This window comes from Paraburkholderia sp. SSBN10T (assembly GCF_056619545.1).
The window spans coordinates 516,000-536,813 of sequence record NZ_JBWQQI010000001.1 but is presented as its reverse complement, the minus strand read 5'-3'; the positions used below and the strand labels follow the sequence as shown (position 1 = coordinate 536,813).

Below are 20,814 nucleotides of genomic sequence, written 5' to 3'. Positions count from 1 at the left end.
GACTGAGCTCGCCCCGGCACCTACGGACACAGCACCTATACCGCTTGACGTCGCAGTCGAACCGATCGCTACTGCGGATGCCGCAGAGGCCGTTGCCTGAGCCCCGATCGCCGTCGTGTTGGCGCCGGTCGCATTCGACGCACCGCCATACGCCACGGCATTGGCGCCGTTCGCAGTGGAAGTGGCACCAACTGCAGTCGCGTTAGTGCCGGTTGCTGTGACGGTGTCGCCAACCGCTGTCGCTTGTCCGCCGTTGGCAGATGTATTTATACCGAACGCCTCGTCTTGACCCGTACCATCCGTCCCGGCGGTTGCGGGGAGTGTTCCGCCTGAGCTGGCGGGAGGCGACGTTGCAGCGCCCCCGACCGTTGCAGTTATCGCGCCGCTTTCGCCGCCGACAGCAAGGTTATCTGCATACGCCTGCCCGACCGGCAGCAGCATCAACGCCGCCAATATCGCAAGCGACGCCTTTGATTTCAGTGGGCTACCGGCCTGCCCCATTTCCGCTTGCCCGGGCTCGCCCTGCACGCCACGTTGCGTCTCACCTGCCGCTATCAGCGTGCCAAGACGGCGATTCCAAACCAACCTATATCGGCCCTTGTTCATTACGTTTTTCCCTTCACACTTATCTAGTCGACAATAAAAAGATTCATAGTTGGTCTCCGTCACGCTTTACCCGACGCTTTAGCCCGTTCGATGTCGCCTGGCTTTTCCCCAAGCCCGGTTCGATCCCGCCGTCCCGGTGCGGCTGGTCGTTGCACGGTTGTGATCGCGACACCGGACCGAATACCAGGTGCCGCGCGCACCCCAAAGCAATGGCGTTTTTGGTGAAGCACACAGGCAATATCGTCTGTCGAGGCGATGCGCCGGCCGCCACAGTCAAAGCCATGTGTTACCTACTGCCGAAATAGTAGGAATTGGAAACTTTATGTAATTAGTATGAGTAGCGTGACTGGCACATGCATTTGCCCGGGGGACGAAATGCTTTGCGTGAGGGAAAATTTTTGCTGTCCGCTTAGCGATAAATCGGGTTCAAAAGCGGAATACGCTGGGCTGCCTGTCGGCAAAATTGGAGATGGTTCGGGCCCGGGCTGCCGAGCCTGCTTGCGTGAGCGGCAGAAGACCGCTATGTGGGATCGACTGCACGAACTGCTGCTCTCGAAGTTCCGCGAGGCAGGATGCGGCTAACACTCCGAACCACATCGCCACAACACGCCACGCCCAAAAGAGACTCGCGCGAGCAGCTCGGCCCGTGACCCGGTTTCAGATACCCCTACGTTTTTCAAGCTCAAGTTGGTTGCCGGCGTGTCGATATACGGTCGGTGTACGTTCGCACATCTGGCGTCACGCCGACGCCTGTCCGCGGCGGCGCGCCTCGATCAGGCTTTGCCCGCTAGCTTCATAAAGGCATCCGCCAGAAACGAAGCAGCATTAAAAAGCATCAGATCGCAACATCCTTTCAGCCAGCGAAATGAGGGGTGTTCGTACCTTCCGTGCAATTCACGGCGGCTTCACCCTAACAATCGTTAACGATCAATGACTTACGCATCCTCGAATCGCGCGCAACCCGTGGCGCCGCTGGGCCTTGCTGCAAGCGGTTCTGCAAGCGATAACCGCCGGACTTCCCACGCTTACGTTTTGATAAACGATCAGGCAGAACGGGCCGCCAGCATCGTAGAGCAACGAAAGATAGAGAGGGCACCGTGCACAGGACGACATGCGATCGCTGCGGGGGCAATATTTTGTACAGCAGCGGCCGGCCATGCGTACGCGCAGGCGACACAGCCGGCGAGTGATACGCAAGCGACGGACGCCGTGGTACAAGCCGATGTGGCGCCTGGCGTCGCGCTGCCGGAGATTACGGTGAAAGGTGTGGCGAACCCGCCATCAGTCGGGCTCGTGGGTAAACGCACCGCGACAGGCACGAAGACCGACACGCCGATCAACGAGATTCCTCAAACGATCAACGTCGTCACTGCGCAGCAGATCGAAATGACCGGCTCGACCGACCTCAACCAGGCGCTGCGCTACGTGCCGGGCTTCGCATCGTCTGGATCCGACAACCGCACCGACTTGTATGCGACGCTACGCGGCTTTTCTCCCGCTTTGTTCGTCGACGGATTGCAGGCGCCGAATACGACGACCATCGCGGCCTGGCGTGTCGACCCGTATATGATCGACAGCCTCGCTGTGCTACGTGGACCAACGTCGGTGCTGTATGGGGCCGGAGATCCGGGCGCGCTCGTCGACGTGCAGACGAAGCAGGCCGACGGCGAGCGCGTGCGCGAGGTTGGCATGCAGGTCGGCAACTACGCGCGCAAGGAAACTACGTTCGACATCGGCGACAAGCTCGACTCCGACGGCGAGTATGCGTATCGCTTTGTCGGCGTCGCGCGCGACGGCAATGCGCTGAGCGGCCCGAACGCGGACCAGCGCGTCGCGCTTGCGCCGTCGCTGCGCTGGCGGCCGGATTCCGACACCTCGCTGACACTCACTGCGACCTACCTGCAGGACTGGAGCGATTTTGCGCACAACTTCCTGCCCGCGCAGGGCACCGTACTGCCGAACCCGAATGGGCAGTTGTCACAGGACGTCTACACGGGAGACCCGACATTCAATGACTACCGGAAGAAACAATGGTCGCTCGGCTACCAGCTCTCACACGACCTGAATTCGGTGTGGACGTTGCACCAGAACTTACGCTGGATGCACCTGTCGCTTGACGACGCGTCGGTCTTCGGCGGCGGCCTGGCCGAGGGCAGCACGACGGACATTACGCGTTACGCAGGGCTGTTCCAACTGAACTACAGCCGCTTCGACATCGACAACAACGCGCAGGCGCGTTTCGGCACGGGGCCGCTAGAGCATACGGTGCTGCTCGGCCTGCAGTACAACCGGCAGACGACGACCGACAGCGAGTGGCTCGCGCTGGCGCCGGACCTGAACCTCTACAACCCGGTCTACACGCCGGTCACGACTGCGATCTTCTCGGGCCCGACGTCGCTCGGCCACCCCGACCTGTACACGGCGATGAACACTTTCGGCGCGTACGCTCAGGATCAGGTCAAATGGAACCGCTGGACCTTGACGCTCGGTGGCCGTGAGGATTGGGTCAACATGCGTCAGGACGACCGCGAGGCCAGCACGCAGACGGAACAGGATGTCAGCGCGTTTTCGGGCCGCGTCGGCCTCACGTACCACGGCGACTACGGGCTATCGCCGTACGTCAGCTATTCGACATCGTTCAATCCGGTCATCGGCGTGAAGATGTTCGGCGGTGGATTGCCTGAGCCGACGCGCGGCAGGCAGACCGAGGCGGGCCTGCGCTGGCAGCCGCCCGGCAAGAACCTGATGTTGAGCGCAGTCGTCTACCAGATCAACCAGACGAACGTTGTGACACCGGCGCCGACGAATCTCGATCCCACCGGCACGTCCTCCGTGCAGACCGGCGAGGTACGTTCGCGCGGTATCGAGTTGAGCGCGCTCGGAAACGTGACGCGCGAGCTGTCGATTGTCGCGTCGTACATCTATCAGGACGTGAAGAACGTGCAGGCGAACGGCGCATCGCTGAACAAGTGGCCGGTCGATATTCCGCGCCCGCGCCAGATGGCGTCGCTGTGGGCCGACTGGAGATGGTATGCAGGAGCGCTCGAGGGTTTCGGGATCGGTGGCGGAATCCGCTACCAGAGCGCGTCGGCGGGTGCGCCGGACAACTCGCTGACGGTCGCAAGCTATACGCTGTACGACGCGGCGCTGCGCTATGACATCCGCAACTGGCGTTTCTCGCTGAACGTGGAAAACCTGTTCGACCGACACTACATCAGCGGTTGCCAGTCGTACTCGGTCTGCTTATTCGGCAACGAGCGAACCGTGCTTGGCAGCGCGAAATACACCTGGTGATAACGCATCTTGAATTTGACATTTTGATCAGGCGTGCGCAGCGAACACGCTCTTGCGATCGGGATGAGCGTAACCTTCGGCTTGCCCACGATTTATACATTTCTGGAATTGAATTGAAATATTGATCTGATATTCTTCGCGGCTTTACATGATCGAGACTCCGCAAGCCTCAACTTGCGCACTCTGCCGCCGATAACCAGCAAGAACGCCACTCGCCAGCTCCTTTTGCATACACAATGCCGCTCCGACATACCGCCCTCACGGACGCCCATCTTCTGGTGGTAGACGACCAGCCGGAACAGCTTCAATTGTTAATTGGCGTGTTGCGCAATGAGGGATACCGGATCAGCGTTGGATTCGACGGATCGCAGGCGTATCAACGAGCACTGGCAATTTCACCCGACCTGATCCTGATGGACGTGCGGATGCCGCGGCTGGATGGATTTGCCGCGTGCCGGCTTCTTGCAGCGGACCCCCGCACGAGTACGATTCCTGTCATATTTCTTACCGTGGCCGGTGAGCTTCACGAGCGCCTCGACGGTCTGACAATCGGCGGCGTCGACTACATCCTCAAACCGTTCGAACCGGCCGAGGTACTCGCACGGATTCGCGTTCACCTCGCCCGGGCGAACGGCAACCGGCATGTCGAAGAAGAAGAGGATGAGTCCGCTTCGGACATGACAGGCAACAATGTCATCGTTCGCGCGGCCATTCAGCATTTGTCGCAAAGGCTGAACAATCCGCCAACGGTCGAACAACTGGCCCGCCTTGTGGGTACCAATGAAAAACGACTGTCGCGCGCGTTTCGGGACAACCTTGGCCGGACCGTATTCGAGTATCTCCGGGACGAACGCTTGCGGATTGCGCAAAGGTTGTTGAGCAGCACGTCATTGAGTATCGCCAGCATCGCCGAAGAAATCGGTTTTTCCAGTGCGGCGAATTTCGCCACGGCGTTTCGCGAGCGATTCGACACGACTCCCTCGGCCTATCGGGAAGATCTTCGTTTTGGGAACCTGACTAACACCCAGGAACCCGTCCTCGATACCGAGTGACGTCAACATGACAACAGCCAGGTGGCGCCGTTTGCTGCTCTTATGTCTGAGCTGGTGGACAACTTACTCGTTGGCTGCCGGTCTTGACCCGCTTGGGAAACAAACCCAACCGATCCCCCCCCTGGGGCAGGTACAGACGTTCGAAGACATCTCGGGCAGGATGAGCCTGGACGACATACTCACATTGCCCGCAGCGAACCCACGCGGCTTCCTGCCCGTCCAGCGGGGTCGATTAAAGCCAGGTTTCACTCACTCCGCATGGTGGCTACGCGTGGCAGTGAGCAACCCAGGTTCAACCGCCCTCCCGCTCGTTCTCGAGTTCCCGAACGCGCGCCTTCAGCACGTAGACTTTTACATCGGACGCGACGGCCACTGGACACGCGACGGCACCGACCCCGCCGGCCCGGCAATCAGGCCATCTTCGTCCCGCTATCCCCTGGTGAATTTCACGCTCGCTCCCGGTGAACACCTTCTATTCCTCATCCGCGCGGCCAGCGACACCGCACTCACTCTCGAACCGAGGCTGTATTCAACAGAGGCCTATGACGCGTTGGAGAAACGTGCTGCGCTCTGGGACGGAGGATTGATCGGCGGAACGCTGGCACTGGCGTGGTGCGCGTTGCTCATCGCCTATTTTTCCCGCAGCGTCTCGTTTCTCGTGCTAGCGGGCCTTTGCGCCATGACAGCGCTATTTGACGCTGCGGATCGCGGGTATACAAAAATATATTTATGGCCGCACGCAACCGAGTGGAGTTCCAGAAGCGTGACGGTGTTCGGATGCTTTGCCGTGCTGCTGTTCATCGCCTTCATCTTGCGCATCGCACACCGCGAAAAGGCGAACCTGCCCGCCCGCTATGTATTGTTCGGGTTCGCGTTGCTGGAGTGCGTCGCAGCGACAGGAGCCGCTTTCGGCAATCTGTTCGTCTTCGCGCAACTCGGCTTGCATCTCAACGCGCTGTTCAGTGTTGTCACGGTGGTCGTTGCCGCAGGCCTCGCGCGTCAGTCGACACCCGCCGCGCGGATCATGCTGCTCACCATGGGCTTCTCGCTGTTCAACTTTGCGTTGCGTATGCTCGAAGAGCTCGGCTCCTTGCCGGCCGGCCTGGCGTGGCTGAAGTCCGATATTCATCCGAACCCGGTTATCGCAATCATTAATCTCGCCAACAATCTGATGGTGCTTGCGGCGTGGATCAACCACGTTGGCAAGCAGCGCATCGCGGCAAGAACTGAACTCGCGGACTGGCAAAGAACCGAACACGACCGGCTGCGAGACCAGGTTGCGCAGCGCACCCTGGAGCTGAACGAGGCCTTGCGCTACGCGGAAGAGAAAAACCAGCAACTGATCGAAACCTTGGGTTTTGTCAGTCACGACCTCCGTGCGCCACTCGCCACCATTACAGGTTACGCCAGACTGCTGCTGAATCAGGCGAATTCGAAACAGGAGAGCCTGATCCACTCAATCGAGCGCAGCGTGAACTATCAACTCGGTCTGATCGACGAGCTGGTCGGGTATGCGAAGGCCGAGTTGCAACCCCTGGAGATCGTGCCTGCCGCAACCGATCTGCCCGCCCTTCTCGATGACATTGCCGAATACGCGCTTGCACTCTGCCTGCAACTGAACAACCAGTTCCACTATCAGGCACTCACTTCGTTGCCCCGTCGACTGACGATCGACGGCCAGCGCTTGCAACAGGTTTTGCTCAATCTGCTGTCCAATGCGTCCAAGTTCACCCGCGACGGCGTCGTCATGATGACGGTGAGAGCACGTCAGCAGAATGATCGATGGCACATGGGTTTTGAAGTCTCCGACACCGGCATCGGTATCGACATCGAAAAGCAGTCGAAACTCTTTACGGCTTTTCGCCAGATTCAGTCCGTCAACGGCAGCACGGGTCTTGGTCTTTTCATTGCTCAGCGCATTGTCAACACAATGGGCGGCGATTTGCGCGTTTCAAGCGCGCCGCAGCGTGGCACCACATTTTCTTTCGAACTGATCGTTCCCACTGCTGAAGATCCCGATGCTTCGCTGTCGAACGTCGTACCGTATTCTTCCAACGGCTCTTCCCAGATCCGCCCGCGATTCAAACGCCGGCTCGCCGTTACCGTGCCTCCGGAGAGCGATCGCCGGGAACTGGCCGTTCTTGCGAAGGACGGACGCCTGACTGACATCGAGCGATGGATCGACGACATGATCGGGATTCACCCCTCATGCGCAGCGTTTCTGACTGAAATGCGGCGTTGCCTCGAAGCGCTGGATTTCGCAGGTATCGAGGCTCTTGCTCTTGCGCCGCACGAAACAGACTCGGGAGCGGTTGTTCGCTGAGTGCGGTTCAGGTGAGGGCCGACGACGCGACGGCATACTGGACATGGCGAACGTCGGCAGACTGAGTGAAACCGACGTCTGTCTAACAAGGCCGGCTCGGATTAACCCAAAATGATCGATTGAGGTCAGGAAATCGGCCGCTGCGCAGGTCACCGTGCTACGCGGGTATTTAGAGTTCCAGCACCAGATCTGACGTCGGGCGGCTGCAGCACAACAGGCGGAACCCCTTCGTAACCTCGCGCTCACGGATGCCGCCGTTGTGCTTCATGTCCACCGTGCCTTCGAGCACCCTCGTCTTGCATGTCCCACACACGCCCTGGCTGCAGGAGGAAGGAATCGCGACACCCGCTTTCTTCGCCGCTGACAGCACTGTTTCGGATGCGCTCATCGTGAAGGTTCTGGCGGAGCGGCAGAGGCGGACCGTGAAGGTCTCCAAGCCAACTTCGGATTGCGAAGCGATCGGCTCCGGCGCGGCGCCGGCGGCAATGTTGAAGCTTTCCTGGTGATAATGGGCCGGGTCATGGCCGCCTTCGCGCAGCAACGCGCGAACCGCGCTCATGTAGCCGGCGGGACCGCAGGTGAAGACTTCGCGCTCGCCGTAGTCCGGCAGCCATCCGGAAAGCAGCGAGAGACTGAGTCGCCCGGTCGCGCCGCCCCACCCCGGTTCGTCGCCGATGCTCTCGCAAACAAAAAACAGCCTCAGGCGTGGCGAGAGTGCTGCCAGTCGCTGCAGCTCCTCACGAAATACGACGTCGGCGGGTGTTCTAGCGCTGTGCACGAATGCGATATCCCTGTCGAGGCCCAGATCGATGCTGGCTCGCGTCATCGACATCAACGGCGTTACCCCCGATCCCGCAGAGAGATACAACAGCTTCGACGCCGGCGCCAAGGTCGGCGTGAACGCGCCCGATGGTCCGTATGCCTGGAGCCGGTTTCCCGGCACCATGTTGTCATGCAGCCAGTTCGACATCAGGCCGCCCGGCACGCGCTTGACGGTGATAGCCACGAGATAGGGGCGCGTGGGCGGCGATGCAATCGTGTAGCAACGCTCGACTGTCTTTCCCTGGATGGTCGCCGACACCGTCATGAACTGGCCGGGCTCGAAACGCACCGGCTCGCCATCTTCGGTGCGGAACTCGAAGGTGCGGACGTCGTGGGTTTCGTCGATCGTGCGGCAGCAGGTCAGCGTCTGCTGTTCGTTGCCCGGCCATGACCTTGCGCCGTGTTCCCACGTGGCGCTACTGGTGAGTCGGTCGAGCGCCCCGTGCGCCTCTGCGAAAAAACTTTCGACAGCATTTGTCACGATCGATCCGCTCAGAGGCCGTGGGCATTCAGTCTGGCCGCATACCAGCGTGAAAACTGGTCGACGTAGGCTTCCGTGAACGGCGAGAAGTACCCCGGTAGGTACGCCGGGTCCTGCGTACCCTCATGGGTAATTTCGACGAGGTGCTTGTCCTGCGTATTCGTCGCCACCCACACTTCGGTCAGGTCATTGATGTCGTAGTCGACACCCTCGAGCGCATCGGCGTGGACCAGCCACTTCGAGCGCACGAGCGTCTTGTCCGGCGCCAGCGGGATGATGTACGTAATGACCGCATGGTCGCTCATGACGTGCGTCCACGAGTTGTGCGTCCAGAGGTGCTGGTCGCCGAGGTCGCGGCGGGTGAGATTGCCGAACAGCTTCGCGCAGGCCACCTGGGTGCTGACGGTTTGCGACTCGCCAGCGCCGGCGATCACCAGTTGCTGCGTACGGAACTGGGTGACTGCGTCTTCGTCGAGCCACTCCACCGTTTCTCCGATGAATCCCTCGCTCTGCCAGCTCGCCTGACACGCAGCATTGCGCGCCTTGTAGGCATCGAGCGCGCAGAGGGATTCTTCGCTCAGGTTGTCCGGGCAAAAGCCGAAGTCTTCGGGAAGGAACGACGCCGTGAGCTCCGGATGCGTGGCCTGGCAGTGGTAGCACTCGCGGTTGTTTTCGATCACGAGCTTCCAGTTGCCGTGCTCGACGATTTCCTGCTCGAACGCAATCTTCGTGTTCTGGAGTGCGTAGGGAGCGAAGCGCGGTGTCATCGCCGCTTCCAGCTTCGCGATGTCCTCGGGTGCCTGCTCGTCGAGACAAGCGAAAATGTGCGTACCGACAATCTTCGTGTGAACCGGAATCAGGCTGCGGCAGCTCGGGTCAAAGTCCTTGCCCATATGATTCGTGTGGCGCAGGCTGCCATCCAGGTCGTAGGTCCACTGGTGGTAGGGGCACACCAGCATGCCCACGGTCGACTTGCCAGCCTCCTTCAGCCGCGCACCGCGATGCCGGCAGACGTTCCGATACGCCCGGATGTGCTCGTCGTCGTCGCGGACAATGAGGATCGACGCCTTGCCGATGTCGACGGTCGACACATCACCGGGCTCGGGAACGTCCGCCGTCACCCCGACGAGAATCCAGTGCTTGTGGAAGAACACCTCGACGTCTTTTTCGAAAACATCCTGGCGTCCGAAGAGTTCGCCGGGCATGCCGTGGCCGGGTTCGCGGCTGCGGATGAGTTCACCGTGAGTCTTGCTTCGCACTTCCGACATCGTCGCTCTCCAACACTGAAGGGTGCGGGACTTCGAGTGTTCCCGCCATGAACCGAGTATTGGATTGACGAAAAAGAGCGTCAACGCGCTTTATTTTCGCTCTGGCATTACTTTGGGTTATGCGAAAGCGCAAGGCCGAGAGCCCCGCCCTGCTTGGGCGTAGATGGCTTCACTCCTGAATGGCGTCGTTCCGAAGCTGCTCGATCAGGTCGCCGATGGCCGGCGTGATGGTCCGCCCATGTGGAACGACGACGTAGTACGAGTCGCTGACCTTGAGGGACGCCACCTCGACCCTGACGAGTTCTCCGGCGGAGAGCATGTCGTGCACCAGTCGTCCCCAGCCGAGCGCAATGCCCAGGCCCTGGCGCGCGGCCTCGATGGCGTCGGTGTAGAGACTGCAACGCAACGCGAAGTTGAGCCGGAGGGGCCTGAGTCCAACCGCATTGAGCCAGTCCTCCCACGTCATCCAGCCTTCCGAGGTCGAATCCGACTCGACGAGTGGAGCATCGACAAGTTCCTGCAGCGACTGCGGTGCGGGCTGCGTTCGCAGCCAGGCCGGCGAGCAGACGGGGAAAACCGCTTCGTCGAACAGCAAGGTGGCCGTGCCGTCGCCCCATCGGCCATTGCCGAAGCGTATCGCGACGTCGATCTCCTTGTGCCGTAGATCTGCCGTGAACATCTGCGTAGAGAGACGCAACTGAAGCTGCGGCTGCACCTGTTTGATCGCCGCCAGTCGAGGCAACAGCCGCAAGTGCGAGAACGCGGCGGTAGCGGCCAGCACGAGTTCCTGCTGCGCTGGGCCGCTGGCCAGCCGATCGAACACGCCGGCGATCTTCTGCATGGACTCCGCGACGACCAGATACAGCGTCTCGCCTTCGGCGGAAAGCTCGATCGACCGATGCAGGCGGTGGAACAGGCGACACCCGAGTGTGTCTTCGAGAAACTTGACCTGCCTGCTGACCGCGGCCTGAGTCACGCCCAGCTCATGCGCGGCCAGCGTGAAGCTGCCGGAACTCGACGAGCGCGGTCACTGAAGGGATGAGTCGGCGATAACCTTTGGGCAGTGTCGACATGTGCTTCATCAGGCATATGGAATGGATTCGCCGAGCACGATCTTGCGTCGGAACCGCATATTCAAAGCGTCGACTCTGTGTTCGTGACGACGAGTGCCGTGCATCCCGCCCGCGAGTGGGACCAGTGCGACGTGCCGGCCGGATACGTGACCACCTGCCCGAGTGCGATGTCGGTCCCATCCTGGTCGGTGTACACGCCGTCGAGGATGAAGAGCAGCTCGGTTGACGTGTGAGTGTGCAACAGCGAGCGCGCGCCGGGATCGAGGCGCATCCAGTATCCGCTCCATTGCCCGCTCTCGTCGTCGACGATCGGGATGATCCAGAACCCAGGATGCCGCTTTCCCTCGATCATCATAGGCTGCCAGTCGGCTTCCCGGATGGTGTGAATGAGGCGACCCGCGGGGGCTGCCGCCTGATCGGGTCCGAGTGCGTGGGTCACGGTTTTTTCTCCTTGAAATCAGTGGATCACGGTGTTTGCATCAGGCCTGCTTCAGGCTCGACCGTCACGCGAGCGGTGCGATATGCAATCGGCGACGTGCCAAAGCTTTTCTTGAACTCTCTGCCCAGGTGCGAAGCGTCCGAGAAGCCGCACGAGGTCGCAATATCGGCCACCGTTCGGTCCGAACTCGTGAGCAGCCAGCCCGCAATCCCGAGGCGCATTTGCCGCCAGTAGGCGACCGGTGGCTGTCCGATCTCTGTCGTAAACAGGCGTTCGAGCTGGCGCACCGACATATCCAGTCGTCCCGCCAGATCGCCCAGACTGTACGGCTGACCGATGTGCTGTTCCATCAACAGGATGGCCCTGCGGACTTTGGGGTGCGTCGCGGGTTTGAGACCCAGCGGATGAGGTTGCGGGGCGTTGCCCTTCTGGGCATCGTCGACCAGCAGGATGCGCAGCGCCTTCTGGACGATGCTGGCTTCGACATGACGGAGCAGTATCGCAGCCGCTACGTCGATCGAGGCCCGTCCTCCTGAACAGGTGATGCGGCGCCGGTCGATCACGAACAGCCGGTCCGCGACCAGATTCTCTTCGGCGGCGTTCGGGAATCGCTCGAGGAAGTCCCAGTAGTGAAACCAGCTCACGCAGATCCGGTATCCGTTCATGATGTCGGCGCGCATCAACGCGAACACGCCGGTGCAGATGCCGACCATCGTGGCGGAGCGCTCGGCCGCCGAGCGGATAAAGCGGATCGTCGCATCACTGGCGCTCGGGCCCGAGTGCAGGAGTCCGCCGACCACCACGACATAGTCGAACGACCCGACTTCGTCGAATGTGGCCCACGGTGTCACCTGGATGCCGCAACTGGCTCTGACCGGCACCATCGATTCGCCGACGACCATCCAGGAGCACCGGACCGGACGGCTCATGTCGCCTTCGTCGCTGGCCAGCCGCAACAGGTCGACGAAGCCGGAGAATGCGGTCAACGTGAAGTTCGGCAGCAGCACGATGCCAAAGGTGATCTTGCCTCCGGTATCCGCTTCGATATTAGATGGATTCCTAACCATAAAGTGTGGCGCCAGAACGCGGCAGCGTGAAACGTGAGGTCGGCAAGCTTCCTTTTGCGGTCCGGCATGGCGCGCGGCGAGCTACGAAGACACGCGTTCCTCGACTTCCTCGTGCCAGCTCGACATCATTTCCTTGACTTCGCCAAGGAGCCATTCGTAGAACAGCGGGTACTCGGGACGTTGTCTTGCATTCTTGTGGGTGACCAGGTAGTGGTAGCGGTCATGGAAAACCAGGCTTTCCCGCACAGGCCGCACGAGCACGCCCTGCTCGACCTGCCTGTGAACGAGGTGATGCCATCCGAGCAGCGTGCCTTCGCCCGCTTCGGCCTGCGAAACCAGCAGCCGATAGTCGTTGCTTTCGAGCTGCTCGTTTTCCGCGAAGCGCTCACTGGTATCGCCGGGCTGGAACCAGTTGCGCCACACGCGCCAGTCGACGTGCTCGCAGACCTGGGTGCGGCCGAGCGGAGAAAGGTTGAGCGTAGGATGCGAAAGCAGTCCCAGTGCGGAAATCTTGTGCCCCTGATAATGCTTCTCGAAGAACGATTTGCTGCAGACGGGGTACACCACGTCATGGAAGAGCGGCTCCACTTCGTATTCCGCCTCGCGCGGCGGGTTCTTCGTGATGATGACGTCCGGCTCGATGAGACGGTCCAGTTCCATGAAGTGGTCGGTGACCGTCACATGCAGCCTGAAGTCGGGGAATTGCCTGCGGAATGCCGGCAGCCGGGCGGCCAGCCAGAGCGCGGAGAAGGTGTGCGACACGCAGACGGTCAGCGCCTGGCGCCCCGAGCGCCTGACCGCCTCGACCGTCTCCGCGATATTCATGATGGAGAGATAGGAGGCGTTGTACAGGATCCGCCCGGCGTCGGTCAGCGTAATATGCCGCCCGGACCGGTCGAACAGCGAGACTTCGAGCGAGTCTTCCAGCTCCTTGATCTGCCGGCTGATGGCGGCCTGCGTGACGCACAGAACCTCGGCGGCCTGGGTGAAGTTCTCGTACCGCGCGGCGGTCACGAAGCATCTGAGCGCCCGGAGCGAAGGCATCTGGGCGAGCAGTCGGTCTGCGAAAACCTGCTTTCTTTGCATGATTCCCTACCCTTGTGTGGCCGCAAACCGAAGCTGGAACGCCTGTCGTTGCACGAGCAATCCGCGGCACCGGCTGAACACCGGATATAGCCGATCTATATTAACGCCAATACTTTTCGCGGGTTGCTGCAAATGCTTCCGACACCCCACCGGGTTGAGACCGCCCTGCCGCGCTGCCAGCGTCAATCGCCTTGCGCCGGTCACGCCGACGTCAGCCGGTTCCACACCTGGTCGAGTGCCGAGCCGACCTGCCCGAATAGCGCCGCGGACTCCATGTGCCGATGCATCAGTTCGTTGATGCCGCCTTCGGTCGTGCAAGCCTTCGCCAATGCCGAAAAGGCGTTGTCGTTGCCGTCGGCGAGATGAGCCAGCCCGACGAAGTATCCGGCGAGGAAGTCCCGGGCTTTCCCGTAGGGGATGCCTTTTCCCGTCAGCCACTGAGCCTGGGCCTCCACGAAATCATAGTAAGTCGACATGGTTGCGGTCACCGCCGAGAAGGCGTCGAACTGCCTTTCATCCGTGACTTCGACGACGACGCCCACGGCCGCAAACATCCGCGCGGCGGTCTGGTCCGGCGGATAAACGACCGTGCTGCCGTTGCATTGAGCAGCCGCAGGCAGCGGAATCGCTCGCGCGATAGTTGCGTCGGAGCCGATCAAGCTGCGCACCTCGTCCACCGTCAGGCCAGCCACGAAGCTGATGACCTTGTGGTGCCCGCGAAACGTCAGGTCCCGCAGCACCTCGGCGGCGACGGACGGTACGACTGCGACGCAGATAATGTCAGACGTATCGAGCACGTCCTGGTTGTCCTTACAGACACTGACGCGAGCGTCGAGTTGCGCGAGCGCCGTGGCCACGTCTCTATTGCGGGGCGAAAGCCGGATGCACTCGAAGTCAGCGTTCGAGCAGCAGAGCCCGGTTACCACGGCCTGGGTGATCCCGCCGGTACCTATGAAACCAATGCGCATGTGAGTCCATTCAATCCAGTTGCAGATAGAGCCGTCTCGTTGCTGCATCACTTCGATCCGGCCCGCGTGTTGCGACTCGACAGCCCATCAGTCTTCGAGCTTGATCCAGGTCGTCTTGAGTTCGCAATACTGGTCGTGCGCGTACACGGACTTGTCGCGACCACCGAAGCCGGACTGCCTGAAGCCACCGAAGGGAGTCGAGAGGTCGCCTTCGCCGAAGCAGTTCACCGTCACCGTACCCGCGCGGATGCGAGCCGCGATCTTGTGCGCCTGGCTGACGTTGTCGGTCCAGAGCGACGCGGCCAATCCATAGCAGGTATCGTTCGCGATACGGACCGCGTCTTCGACGTCTTCGTACTCGATGAAACAGAGGACCGGGCCGAACACCTCTTCCCGAGCGATGCTCATTTCAGGCGTGACTGCGTCGAAAATGGTCGGCTCGACGAACCAGCCGCCGGTTTCAGTGAGAGTGGCTCCGCCGCCGCAGACGACCCTGGCCCCCTCGTCCCTGGCCTTCGCGATATGCGACAGCACCTTCTCGTAGTGAGCAGCCTCGATCAACGCACCAAGCTTCACCTCCGGGTCCAGCGGGTCGCCGGTTTTCCATCCCTGCAGCACGGCTTGCACTTTCTCGAGCAGTTCAGCCTTTTTGCTGGACGGCACGATGATGCGCGACCCGGCGCTGCAGTTTTCGCCCATGTTCCAGAATGCCGCCGCGACGGCGTGCTCGGCCACCGCGTCCAGGTTTGCGACGTCGGGCAGCACGACCTGCGGATTCTTGCCGCCGCACTCGAGGACGACCCGCTTCAGGTTCGAATCCGCGGCGTAGCGCAGGAAGCGCTTGCCGGTCTCGGTCGAGCCGGTGAAGGCCACGAGGTCGACGTCGGGATGCAGTCCCAGCGCCTGCCCGGCACCTTCGCCGAAACCGGTGACCACGTTCAGCACGCCTGAGGGAAGACCGGCCTGGGCCGCCAGGTCCGCGATCCGCAGCGTGGAGAGCGAGGTCTGCTCGGCCGGCTTGATGATGACGCTGTTGCCGACCGAAAGGGCTGGTCCGATCTTCCATGCGAGCATCAGCGCTGGGAAATTCCAGGGCAGTACGCCTGCCACCACGCCGATCGGCTCGCGCGTGATCATGCTCACCACGCTTGCGCCGGAAGGAGACAGCGCGTCGTAGCGCTTGTCGGTGACTTCCGCATGCCAACGGATGCAGGCGGCCGACTCGGGAATGTCGAGGCCCATGCATTCGCCGATCGGCTTGCCCGCCTCGAGCGCTTCGAGCAACGCCAGTTCCTCGGCATGCTCGTCGATCAGTTGAGCCAACCGCAGCAGCACCGCCTTGCGTTGCGCCGGTGTCGCCTTCGACCACACCCCGCCGTCGAACGCTTGCCGAGCCGCGACGACCGCGCGGTCGACGTCTTCCTGTTCGCACTTCGCGACGTCCGCAAGGATCTTGCCGTTGGCCGGGTTCACGGTTGTGAACGTCGCGTTCGACGCAGCCGCACAACGCTGCCCGCCGATAAACGCGCGTCCGTCGAGCGAGATACCCTCGGCCCGCTGCTTCCATTCCTGATAAGTGCTCATGCTTGACCTCGAAAATTAGAGCTCGGCACCTGCCGAGAATTCTTTGACCCAGATGGCTGCTGAAACCGCAATGTCGGAGATCGGACGGGAGGGCAAACGGCGCGGCTGCGGATGACTCAGCGCCTGCTGGATGAGGTCGTTCGACTTGCCGACGGCGTACTCGGCAATCAGCTTGCCTGCCGACGACCCCCGGCTGAGCCCCAGTCCATTACAGCCGAGCGCCTGGAAAATGCCGTCGTCGCGCTGGCCGAACAAAGTACCACTGTTTGCCGACAGGCAAAGCGCCCCACCCCACGTGTACTCGAACTCGAGATCCTTCAACATCGGAAAGCGGCGCTCGAACGAGCGTTGATGCAACGACTTCGCTTTGGCCAGATCGGATTGAGAAACGCTGAGCCCAGGCCGGAACGCGAAATGATTGCGAACGCAGATACGGTTGGTGATCAGTCGCCGAACCGTCGAGCCGACCGGGTCCGCTGGTATCAGTGCCCAGGAGGGCAAGCCACCAAGCCGGGCCACCTCATCCTCGCGCATGACCCTTGTCATCGAACCAAAAGTGTAGACCGGCAACAGGCCATTGGCGTCCTTCCCGAAGGTCGCGGCGTATGAATTCGTGCACAGCACGACCTGCCGTACCTCGATTTGTCCGTTGGCAAACCTAAGCGTCTTGCCGAGGGGGCCTAGCTCGATATCCTTGACCGCGCTCAGCTCGAACACGGACACATTTTGCGGCAGCGCTGCGGCGAGACCTCGCATCAGTGCAGCCGGCTGCACTGTGCTGCAACCCGGTGTCAGCACGGCACTCCGGTAGAAAGCGCTGCCGGTGACGTTGCCGATGGCCCGCTCGTCCAGCCACTCGAACTGCTCGCCGATTCGCTTCAAGCCCGTCACGAAGTGTTCGAGCGCGGCCTCGCCGCGCTTGTTGACCGCGGCGTGATACTTGCCGTCGTCGCGCCAGTCGCAGTCGATCGCGTGCTCGATCACGGCCGAACGGACGTATTCGATTCCGTGCCGTTGCAGCCGGATGTCCGCCTTGTCCTCTTCGACACTTCGCGAGTAGCTTTCGCTGCTGATGTCGTGTGGCAGGTCGACGAAGAAGCCGGAATTGCGTCCCGCCGTGCCGCGTCCGATCCTGTCGGCGTCGACCAGCGCGATCGACGCGTCCGGCAGGAGCTCCGCCAGACGCCTGGCCGCACAGAGTCCCGTGATGCCGCCGCCGATGACGACCCAGTCGAACCGCAGGTTCGAGGCGACCTGAACCACGTCCGTCGGCGGTGGAAGGGTTTCCCACCATCCGTTCACGCCATCGGGGGCCGGGATGTGCCCGAAGTGCAATCTAGCGCTCATTCCGGTCACTGCCCCTTGCGCAGCAGCGGTTGCACGACCGACGCGAAGGCCTGCTTTTCCGCCGCCGTCAGCGTGCCGAGCGGCGCGCGCGCGACGCCGACCGGTACCCCGGCCAGCTCGCAACCGTAGCGTACGTACTGGATGAACTTGCCGCTGCGTTCGAGCAGCTCGAGCACCGGCAACAGTTGGGCCATCAACGCCCGTCCCTTGCCGAAGTCGCCTGCGACGCAGGTCGTGAGCAACTCGACGTGTGCCTCCGGCAGGAAGTTCGCTGCCGCGCCCACCCAGCTCCTCGCGCCCCAGGCGAAGAACTCCAGCGCCTGATCGTCCATCCCGCAGCTCAGCACCAGTCGGTCCTTGAATTCGGTCGCGAGGTAATGCAGGTGGCCGACGTCGCCGGTGCTTTCCTTCATGGCCTGGAAATTCGGCCGCTCGAGCAGCCTGGCGAGCACCGGGTCGCTGATTTCCGTGCCGGTTCTGGCAGGGAAGTTGTACAGCATGATGGGCAGATCCACCGCGTCGTCGACTTTCAGAAAGTGAGCAAGCAGCTCCTCCTGGGTCGGTTGCGCGTAGTAGGGTGTGGCCATCAGCAGTGCGGACATGCCCGCGCGTTTCGCCTCAAGACCGAGATGAATCACATCCTTCGTGGTCGTGGCGTTGATGCCCGCCGTCAGGTACGTCTTGCCGCCGACCGCTTCGGTCACGGTGTTGAACGTCCGCACGCGCTCGTCGAGCGTGAGCGCGTAGTACTCGCCGGTCGTGCCGCCGACGCCGAGCCCGGCGAGCCGTCCCACGAGTCCCGCCGCATGACTGGCCAGCAGCTTGTGGTCAATCTCGCCGTCCGTCGTGAACGGCGTTACCAGCGGGGCATGCACTCCTTCGAAGCTACTCATCATCGATCTCTTTGGGTTGGTTAGCTGTCAGCGCCTGGCTGCCAGCAAGGATGGTTGGGTTTCACGACGCCGGCGCGGCACGGCACGCGCTGACGGTCGGTCTAGACGAGCGCGTCGGCCGGCGCATAGATCGGGAACTGGCTGCACAGGTCGCGGACCCGGCCACGCACCGAGCGCTCGACTTCGCCGTCGCCTTCCGGATTGCGCTCGAGCGCACCGAGCACTTCGAGGATCATTTCCCCGACTTGCCTGAATTCCTTCTCGCCGAACCCGCGCGATGTGCCTGCGGGCGTGCCGAGACGGATGCCGGAGGTGACGGTCGGGTTTTCCGTATCGAACGGGATGCCGTTCTTATTGCACGTGATGCCCGCGCGTTCGAGCGCTTTCTCGGCCTGGGTGCCGGTCAGCCGCTTCGAGCGCAGGTCGACGAGCAGCAGATGGTTGTCGGTTCCGCCGGTCACGAGACGCAGCCCTCCGGCGAGCAGCACGTCGCCCAGTGCGACGGCGTTGCGGAGCACCCGGTCGATGTACGCGGCAAACTCCGGACGCAAGGCTTCGCCGAAGGCCACCGCCTTGCCCGCAATCACGTGCATCAGCGGGCCGCCTTGCAGTCCGGGGAACACCGCCGAATTGATCTTTTTGGCGAGCTCGCCGTGGTTCGTCAGGATGAAGCCGCCGCGCGGCCCGCGCAGCGTCTTGTGCGTCGTCGATGTGACGACGTCTGCGAACGCGAGCGGATTCTGATGCCGGCCTGCGGCGACGATGCCGGCAATGTGGGCCATATCCACCATCAGCAGTGCGCCGACGCTGTCCGCGATGCGCCGGAACGCAGCGAAATCGAGCGCACGCGGATAGGCCGAGTAGCCCGCGATGATCAGCTTCGGACGATGCTCGTCGGCCAGCCGTTGAACCTGTTCGTAGTCGATCCGGTAGGTGTCCGGATGCACGCCGTACTGGACAGCGTTGAACCACTTGCCCGACAGCGCGGGCCGCGCGCCGTGGGTCAGGTGGCCGCCGGCGTCCAGCGACATGCCCATGACCGTTTCGCCCGGCTTCACGAGGGCGAGCATCACGGCGCCGTTGGCCTGAGCGCCGGAGTGCGGCTGCACGTTCGCGTATTCCGCTTCGAACAGCGCCTTGACGCGATCGATCGCCAGCGCCTCGATGCGATCGACGTGCTCGCAGCCGCCGTAGTAACGCTTCGCTGGATAGCCTTCCGCATACTTGTTGGTCAGCACCGTGCCTTGCGCTTCCATGACCGCGGCCGAAACGATGTTTTCGGAAGCGATCAGCTCGATCTGGGTCTGCTGGCGGCGCAGCTCCAGCGCGATCTCAGAAGCGATCACGGGGTCACGGCTCTGAAGTGTCTCGGAAAAAAATCGTGCGTTTTCATTCACGTCTGCTACTCCGCAACTATTCGTATGAATTCGACCGCTTGCGACTTCGAATCGACTGAACGCCACGCCGCAGCGCGCAAGCTTCCAGTCGACCCGTCCAGCTACGCCCTGCCGCGGGAGGGATGTCTCTCCCGCTGAACGGGCGCGGACTCGCTTACTGCTGGAGCCACGACGTCACAAGGTCCGGGTGTCCGTCGACGAACTTCTTCGCCGCGCCTGCCCAGTCGTTCGTCGAATTGCCCTCGAACTCGATGGCTTCGACGTCGGCGAGGCTCAGCTTGAAGTGGTGGAAGAACACGTCAGCCCGCGGGAACTTGCCCGCAAACTGCTTCGACGCAAAGCCGTGCACCAGTTCTTCGCCGCCCAGCACGCCCTTCGGATCCTTCAGGTAGCGCATCTTCCACTTCTGCCACAGCCAATGCGGACTCCAGACCGTCACCACCACCCAGCTCTTCGACTGATAGGCGCGAGAAATCGACGCGAGCATGCCGGCTTCGCTCGACGACTGGAGGTTGTAGCCGTCGAGGCTGTATTCCTTGATCGCCTTTTCGGAGGCCTGCATCAGGCCGCCCCCCGGTTCGATGCCCTGAATCGTGCTGTTGAGCTTGCTCTTGACGTCGGGCTTGTTCAGATCCTGGATCGACGACAGCGCGCTTTCGGGCACGTAGTCGGGCACAGCCCAACCGTTGCGGCCGCCGCTGTAGATAATCCCGGTGTCTTCCATGTCGTTCTTGTAACGGGCGTAGTAGGTGGCGTGCGTCACCGGCAGCCAGCCGCCCACCATGATGTCGAGGTCGCCGCGCGCGACGCCCTGATACTGGATCCCGATGTCGGCCTGGACGAAATTGACCGGCTGCTGAAGCTTGTTCTCCAGCACGTATTTCGCTACGTTCGCGACGGCCAGCACGTCGGCCCAGTTGGTCACGGCAATCTTCAGAGGCTCGGCCGCGCTCGCCGAGACGGCGACGACGCAGGTCGCGACGGCCAGCATGGTTTTTCCGACCAGTCTGTGTATAAGACCGCTTTTCATGTAGTACTCCTGCAAGATCTATCTGCTTGTTGAAAATGACTCTTGAACCAGTCCGGTCTCCGAGCTACCCGTATTTCGCGCGTT

At 61.9% G+C, this 20,814-nt stretch carries 14 protein-coding genes and 2 pseudogenes; 3 read left to right on the top strand and 13 right to left on the bottom strand.

The annotated features are described in order from the left end of the window. Positions 1 to 66 precede the first annotated feature (66 nt). Positions 67 to 606 (bottom strand): annotated as a pseudogene (locus AC1ECK_RS02450) (ESPR-type extended signal peptide-containing protein); the annotation flags it as partial. 1,083 nt (positions 607 to 1,689) lie between these two features. Here AC1ECK_RS02450 and AC1ECK_RS02445 point away from each other — a divergent pair. The 3 genes from AC1ECK_RS02445 to AC1ECK_RS02435 all read left to right on the top strand — a co-directional run bounded on the left by AC1ECK_RS02445 (position 1,690) and on the right by AC1ECK_RS02435 (position 7,275). Next, on the top strand, positions 1,690 to 3,900 hold the full coding sequence (locus AC1ECK_RS02445) for a TonB-dependent siderophore receptor (RefSeq protein WP_480315572.1): 2,211 nt from the start codon (positions 1,690 to 1,692) through the stop codon (positions 3,898 to 3,900). 236 nt (positions 3,901 to 4,136) lie between these two features. Then, the gene (locus AC1ECK_RS02440) at positions 4,137 to 4,952 is read left to right on the top strand and encodes a response regulator (protein ID WP_480315490.1); all 816 of its coding nucleotides are present in this window, start codon (positions 4,137 to 4,139) and stop codon (positions 4,950 to 4,952) included. A 7-nt stretch (positions 4,953 to 4,959) separates the two neighbouring features. Continuing rightward, entirely contained in the window at positions 4,960 to 7,275 is a 2,316-nt protein-coding gene (locus AC1ECK_RS02435) for a sensor histidine kinase (protein WP_480315488.1), read from the top strand. A 169-nt stretch (positions 7,276 to 7,444) separates the two neighbouring features. Here AC1ECK_RS02435 and AC1ECK_RS02430 read toward each other — a convergent pair whose 3' ends face one another. The 12 genes and pseudogenes from AC1ECK_RS02430 to AC1ECK_RS02375 form a co-directional block, all read right to left on the bottom strand. Then, entirely contained in the window at positions 7,445 to 8,578 is a 1,134-nt protein-coding gene (locus tag AC1ECK_RS02430) for an FAD-binding oxidoreductase (protein ID WP_480315486.1), read from the bottom strand. An 11-nt stretch (positions 8,579 to 8,589) separates the two neighbouring features. Continuing rightward, complete coding sequence (locus AC1ECK_RS02425; RefSeq protein ID WP_480315484.1) at positions 8,590 to 9,846, bottom strand: aromatic ring-hydroxylating oxygenase subunit alpha; 1,257 nt, start codon at positions 9,844 to 9,846, stop codon at positions 8,590 to 8,592. Positions 9,847 to 10,015: 169 nt separating this feature from the next. Further along, positions 10,016 to 10,919 (bottom strand): annotated as a pseudogene (locus AC1ECK_RS02420) (LysR substrate-binding domain-containing protein). Between the two features lie 61 nt (positions 10,920 to 10,980). Next, positions 10,981 to 11,358, bottom strand: coding sequence for a cupin domain-containing protein (locus AC1ECK_RS02415; protein WP_480315482.1), 378 nt, complete (start codon positions 11,356 to 11,358; stop codon positions 10,981 to 10,983). Between the two features lie 26 nt (positions 11,359 to 11,384). Then, the gene (locus AC1ECK_RS02410) at positions 11,385 to 12,425 is read right to left on the bottom strand and encodes a GlxA family transcriptional regulator (RefSeq protein WP_480315481.1); all 1,041 of its coding nucleotides are present in this window, start codon (positions 12,423 to 12,425) and stop codon (positions 11,385 to 11,387) included. A gap of 81 nt (positions 12,426 to 12,506) precedes the next feature. After that, on the bottom strand, positions 12,507 to 13,511 hold the full coding sequence (locus AC1ECK_RS02405; RefSeq protein ID WP_480315479.1) for a LysR substrate-binding domain-containing protein: 1,005 nt from the start codon (positions 13,509 to 13,511) through the stop codon (positions 12,507 to 12,509). Positions 13,512 to 13,711: 200 nt separating this feature from the next. Beyond that, positions 13,712 to 14,479 (bottom strand): pyrroline-5-carboxylate reductase, encoded by a 768-nt coding sequence (locus tag AC1ECK_RS02400; protein ID WP_480315477.1) that lies wholly within the window; start codon positions 14,477 to 14,479, stop codon positions 13,712 to 13,714. Positions 14,480 to 14,566: 87 nt separating this feature from the next. Beyond that, positions 14,567 to 16,063, bottom strand: a complete 1,497-nt coding sequence (locus AC1ECK_RS02395; protein WP_480315475.1) for an aldehyde dehydrogenase — start codon at positions 16,061 to 16,063, stop codon at positions 14,567 to 14,569. Between the two features lie 15 nt (positions 16,064 to 16,078). After that, positions 16,079 to 17,410 carry an NAD(P)/FAD-dependent oxidoreductase gene (locus tag AC1ECK_RS02390; protein ID WP_480315473.1) on the bottom strand — a complete coding sequence of 444 codons (1,332 nt, stop codon included), beginning with the start codon at positions 17,408 to 17,410 and terminating at the stop codon, positions 16,079 to 16,081. Between the two features lie 5 nt (positions 17,411 to 17,415). Beyond that, positions 17,416 to 18,303 (bottom strand): dihydrodipicolinate synthase family protein, encoded by an 888-nt coding sequence (locus AC1ECK_RS02385; RefSeq protein ID WP_480315471.1) that lies wholly within the window; start codon positions 18,301 to 18,303, stop codon positions 17,416 to 17,418. Positions 18,304 to 18,404: 101 nt separating this feature from the next. After that, positions 18,405 to 19,700 (bottom strand): serine hydroxymethyltransferase, encoded by a 1,296-nt coding sequence (gene glyA / locus AC1ECK_RS02380; protein ID WP_480315469.1) that lies wholly within the window; start codon positions 19,698 to 19,700, stop codon positions 18,405 to 18,407. Between the two features lie 154 nt (positions 19,701 to 19,854). Further along, entirely contained in the window at positions 19,855 to 20,730 is an 876-nt protein-coding gene (locus tag AC1ECK_RS02375) for a glycine betaine ABC transporter substrate-binding protein (RefSeq protein ID WP_480315467.1), read from the bottom strand. Positions 20,731 to 20,814: the final 84 nt, after the last annotated feature.

What these genes read in the sequence shown, in the direction of transcription:
- AC1ECK_RS02440 (WP_480315490.1), top strand. Translation starts at nt 4,137, where the DNA reads ATGCCGCTCCGACATACCGCCCTCACGGACGCCCATCTTCTGGTGGTA.
- AC1ECK_RS02435 (WP_480315488.1), top strand. Translation starts at nt 4,960, where the DNA reads ATGACAACAGCCAGGTGGCGCCGTTTGCTGCTCTTATGTCTGAGCTGG.
- AC1ECK_RS02425 (WP_480315484.1), bottom strand. Translation starts at nt 9,846, where the DNA reads ATGTCGGAAGTGCGAAGCAAGACTCACGGTGAACTCATCCGCAGCCGC.
- AC1ECK_RS02410 (WP_480315481.1), bottom strand. Translation starts at nt 12,425, where the DNA reads ATGGTTAGGAATCCATCTAATATCGAAGCGGATACCGGAGGCAAGATC.
- AC1ECK_RS02405 (WP_480315479.1), bottom strand. Translation starts at nt 13,511, where the DNA reads ATGCAAAGAAAGCAGGTTTTCGCAGACCGACTGCTCGCCCAGATGCCT.
- AC1ECK_RS02400 (WP_480315477.1), bottom strand. Translation starts at nt 14,479, where the DNA reads ATGCGCATTGGTTTCATAGGTACCGGCGGGATCACCCAGGCCGTGGTA.
- AC1ECK_RS02395 (WP_480315475.1), bottom strand. Translation starts at nt 16,063, where the DNA reads ATGAGCACTTATCAGGAATGGAAGCAGCGGGCCGAGGGTATCTCGCTC.
- AC1ECK_RS02390 (WP_480315473.1), bottom strand. Translation starts at nt 17,410, where the DNA reads ATGAGCGCTAGATTGCACTTCGGGCACATCCCGGCCCCCGATGGCGTG.
- AC1ECK_RS02385 (WP_480315471.1), bottom strand. Translation starts at nt 18,303, where the DNA reads ATGAGTAGCTTCGAAGGAGTGCATGCCCCGCTGGTAACGCCGTTCACG.
- AC1ECK_RS02375 (WP_480315467.1), bottom strand. Translation starts at nt 20,730, where the DNA reads ATGAAAAGCGGTCTTATACACAGACTGGTCGGAAAAACCATGCTGGCC.